Source organism: Desulfuribacillus alkaliarsenatis, from assembly GCF_001730225.1.
Lineage (GTDB): Bacteria > Bacillota > Bacilli > Desulfuribacillales > Desulfuribacillaceae > Desulfuribacillus > Desulfuribacillus alkaliarsenatis.
This window is the reverse complement of sequence record NZ_MIJE01000017.1, coordinates 1-2,639: the sequence shown is the minus strand read 5'-3', so window position 1 is coordinate 2,639 and position 2,639 is coordinate 1. Positions and strand designations below refer to the sequence as shown.

Annotated in this window: 3 protein-coding genes, 1 tRNA gene and 2 rRNA genes; all 6 read right to left on the bottom strand. The window is 35.3% G+C overall.

Annotation, left to right across the window (positions count from 1 at the left end):
* A 16S ribosomal RNA gene (locus BHF68_RS07295) occupies positions 1-178 on the bottom strand; the annotation flags it as partial.
* 410 nt (positions 179-588) lie between these two features.
* Positions 589-942: a hypothetical protein gene (locus BHF68_RS07290; protein WP_069643000.1), complete on the bottom strand. Its 354-nt coding sequence runs from the start codon at positions 940-942 to the stop codon at positions 589-591.
* A gap of 76 nt (positions 943-1,018) precedes the next feature.
* Positions 1,019-1,342, bottom strand: coding sequence for an AzlD domain-containing protein (locus BHF68_RS07285; protein WP_069642999.1), 324 nt, complete (start codon positions 1,340-1,342; stop codon positions 1,019-1,021).
* Positions 1,321-2,067: an AzlC family ABC transporter permease gene (locus BHF68_RS07280; protein WP_084019276.1), complete on the bottom strand. Its 747-nt coding sequence runs from the start codon at positions 2,065-2,067 to the stop codon at positions 1,321-1,323. The genes BHF68_RS07285 and BHF68_RS07280 overlap by 22 nt, the downstream gene beginning before the upstream one ends.
* A 241-nt stretch (positions 2,068-2,308) precedes the next feature.
* Positions 2,309-2,383: transfer RNA gene (locus BHF68_RS07275), tRNA-Asn, on the bottom strand.
* A gap of 80 nt (positions 2,384-2,463) precedes the next feature.
* Positions 2,464-2,639 (bottom strand): 23S ribosomal RNA (locus tag BHF68_RS07270); the annotation flags it as partial.

Below are 2,639 nucleotides of genomic sequence, written 5' to 3'. Positions count from 1 at the left end.
CGGTATTAGCTTCGGTTTCCCGAAGTTATCCCAGTCTTACAGGCAGGTTGCCCACGTGTTACTCACCCGTCCGCCGCTAACTTTGATAAGAGCAAGCTCTCATCTCTGTCCGCTCGACTTGCATGTATTAGGCACGCCGCCAGCGTTCGTCCTGAGCCAGGATCAAACTCTCCAATAAATGTTTGTTTATATCCTTATCGATTTAATGGCTAGATTAAATCGGATTAAGCTCAAAAGTCACTGACTTTTTTTTGTGGATTCTTTCGAATCCGAATTGACGTTGTTTTGATTGCACTATACAGTTTTCAAGGAACTTTAGCGCTAATTAGATAAGCTATCAAACGGCTAGTCTTTTTAGCTAGGAAATTTATTATATCATCTCTGCGTCTTTGTTGTCAATACTTTTTTATTTATTTCGCAGCGACATTTACTATAGTAACACATAATCTAATCCAATAAAACTAACGAAGTAAAACAAATTAAAACAAATTCAGCAATTTTCAAAACAAACTCATTCATTTCCTAAGCTATGCTACTATTTTTGTTTCCTTACATGCTTTTACGTAATTCAAGGTTGTTTTTCACTACCTATTCTATTATTCGTAATTTCATACGATACAATTGGCAGTCGAACTCAATATTTGTTGGACTATATTTGTTTATTTCTACAACCTGGTGTGCTGGGATTGCATATCTTACTTTAGCTTCATTAATTAAATAGATAAAGAAATCGAATGCAGTCAAATGCCCAGACTCTATGTTACTTTGAAAACTCTTTAGTTCTAATAGCTTACTCTCAAATTGTGCTAATATGGTATATTCATCACCTTGAACAGTAAATTCCACCTTTTTACCAATAAAGCGCTCGAGCTCATCTTTAACTTGCTGATGCATGGAATGCTCTTCAAAAAACTCTTTAGTGTGTATATAATTGTGTGTCAAAAGTATCTCCCCTTAATAAGATAATCATCAAATTTGCCTAATAGTTCACTTAACAATATATAAATAATAGTAGTAGTTATATAAAAAATCTAATTGCAACTACGCTTGCCATGCCAACCAATACAGTAATAAAAATATTCTTTGTCCAAAAACCTACAATAAATGTAGGAAGGGCTGCTAACAAATAAGGATTTTGAAGTATTGATAAACTGCCATTTTCCATAAATAATATTGGAAATAATAGAGCTGCTAAAACTGTTACTGGAATATAACCTAACCATTCATTTAGCCAGCTCGGAATTTCACGATCAGATAAATATACCATCGGTATCATCCTTGGTACATAGGTTACAACAGCCATTCCTAATATCACCCATACTAACGTGCTGTAGGTTTCCATCGTGAAATCACCACCCCTAATGTAGATACTGCTACTGTTGCAATTATAATATGTAAGTTATGTGTCACAATTTGAGAAAAGCCAATCGAAAGAATGCCCGCAAGCAGCCCTAGAAAAATATATTTTTTATTTTCTAGTTGATAAATCAATAAAATAATAAACATAGCTGGCAAGGCATAGTCCAACCCATATTTCTCTACATCTATTGGCTGTGATCCTACTAAAGCGCCTAACAAGCTTCCTGTAATCCAACCTAAATAGGCTACAATACTTACAGAAAACAAACTCGTTAAGTGTATATACTTTTCCTTTCTCATCCACGATGAATTCACAGCAAAGGACTCATCTGTTATCCAATATGAAAATAAAGCTAACTTTCGCTTATCATGGCCTTTTAAGCGTTGCGCTAGAGAAGCACTCATTAATAAATGACGTAAGTTTACTAAAAACGTCGTTAAAATAATAGCTATTATACCTGATGAAGCAGCAACCATCCCTACTCCAATAAATTGCGCCGAACCAGCATATACAAAGACTGACATCAACATTGTATCTAATACAGTGAACCCAGCTTGCATTGCTAATATACCGTAAGCAAATCCAATCGGTAAATATCCAATAAATATAGGCAAGCCTTTGCTTGCTCCTAGAAGAATATGTTCCGATGTTTTTTTTGTATGTATTACAGCTTGTTCATTTTCACAGTACGAATCTTTCGCTTCCATAATTCTGTCACCTTCATTATTAATATTATTAAAAAAAGCCTCACGTATATTAGCTACAATAGATAATATTACTACTATGCTTCAGGGATTTCAATATCAATAAAAAATATTACTAAATATAAGCTTTGCTCAGAAAAAAATGCTGTGAAGAATATTTTAAGATAGATAATACTAGACACGATGAACAAAAAGATGAATAACAAAAAAGAGTACTGAGATAGTCTCTACAGTACTCTTGCTTTGGCTCCTTCGGTAGGACTCGAACCTACAACCTACCGGTTAACAGCCGGTTGCTCCACCATTGAGCTACGAAGGAATATTCCCAACTACACTTCCTAAATCTATAGACATAAAAGCTTATATCATTGTGTTTCCCTACGTTCTTTAAAAACCCTTGTGGTTAAGCCCTCGACCGATTAGTATCTGTCCGCTAAACATATCACTATGCTTACACTCCAGACCTATCTACCTTGTAGTCTTCAAGGGGTCTTACTAGCTTATGCTATGGGAAATCTTATCTCGAGGGGGGCTTTGCGCTTAGATGCTTTCAGCGCTTATCCCTTCCAAACTTG

Coding starts and splice junctions, on each gene's coding strand:
- BHF68_RS07285 (WP_069642999.1), bottom strand. CDS start 1,342: ATGGAAACCTACAGCACGTTAGTATGGGTGATATTAGGAATGGCTGTT.
- BHF68_RS07280 (WP_084019276.1), bottom strand. CDS start 2,067: ATGGAAGCGAAAGATTCGTACTGTGAAAATGAACAAGCTGTAATACAT.